The sequence below is a fragment of the Mesorhizobium sp. M5C.F.Ca.IN.020.29.1.1 genome (assembly GCF_003997375.1).
Lineage (GTDB): Bacteria > Pseudomonadota > Alphaproteobacteria > Rhizobiales > Rhizobiaceae > Mesorhizobium > Mesorhizobium wenxiniae.
Genome location: NZ_RZSW01001017.1, coordinates 1 through 1,078, shown reverse-complemented (window position 1 = coordinate 1,078; position 1,078 = coordinate 1). Strand labels below are relative to the sequence as shown.

Here is a 1,078-nt window from a genome sequence, read left to right as displayed (position 1 = left end):
TCGTTACCCTGGCCGGCACCCAAACACTCACCAACAAGACGCTGACCAGCCCGACGATCAATACGCCGACGATCAATGGCGGTACGATCGCAACAGCCACGCTGACCCTAAAGCAGAGTGCGGCTCCTACGCCGACTGCCGAGGGCGACACACAGTGGGATACGGACGACAATGTTCTTGCCATTGGCGACGGTGCAGCAACGAAACTTTTTCTTCCAATTCCGGCAAGCACCGCGGCTGGTGATATCGAGTATTTCACCGGGGCCAAGGTCAAGGCAAGGCTGGCGAAGGGCACGGCATCACAGGCGCTTCTGATGAATGCCGGCGCCACGGCGCCAGCCTGGGCAACGCTGCCCTTCACGGCGTCCTACGACAGCGGGCAGCAGGCGATTACTGCAGCCGGTTCCTTGACCCTCGCGCATGGCCTGAGCGCAAAGCCCAAGCTCATAACTACCGCGCTGCAATGCACGACGGCCGAGTTTGACTATTCCATCGGCGACGAAGTGGCAATCAATGTCGGCTCTCACGACAGTCCTGCCGGATCTAATCGAGGGCTGTCCATCGTTCCAGACGCGACTAATCTTACTATCCGCTTCGGCGCTGCCGCTGCACCTCTCAATGTCCTGCACAAGACCACCGGAGTGCTTTCCGGCATCACCCCCGCAAGCTGGAAATTTGTAGTGAGGGCATGGGTATGACCAAATACTTTGTTGACGGCGATGGCGTCTATATCGGCGGATTCGACGGAGCCATGCCGCCAAAGGGTGCGATCGAAGTCCCAGATGCGCCGCAAGACGCAAGCCAGACATGGGACGGCCATGCATGGGGCGCCGTGCCTGTCGTTCGCCAAAAGGTTCTGAAATCGGTCGTGCAGGCTCGCATCATCGAAGCTGGCAAGATGCCCGATGCCTACGCCGCCTTGACGCAAAACCCGGTCTATTTCGCCCGCTGGTTCGCGCCCGATCGACCCGATGTCTACTGCGACGACCCGGACGCCGTTTCCCTGCTTCAAGCTCTCGGCCTTGATCCGAACGCCATCCTTGCGCCTATCGTTTGAAAGACGCTTAGGTTGCGGGTG

2 protein-coding genes are annotated in these 1,078 nt (G+C 59.7%); both read left to right on the top strand.

Annotated elements, in window-relative coordinates:
- Window positions 1-698, top strand: a 698-nt coding sequence (locus EOA85_RS37950) for a hypothetical protein (protein ID WP_164760161.1), incomplete at its 5' end; no start/stop codon positions are given.
- Window positions 695-1,057, top strand: a complete 363-nt coding sequence (locus tag EOA85_RS35900; RefSeq protein WP_127212777.1) for a hypothetical protein — start codon at window positions 695-697, stop codon at window positions 1,055-1,057. The genes EOA85_RS37950 and EOA85_RS35900, both read left to right, overlap by 4 nt.
- The last annotated feature ends 21 nt before the right edge of the window (window positions 1,058-1,078 follow it).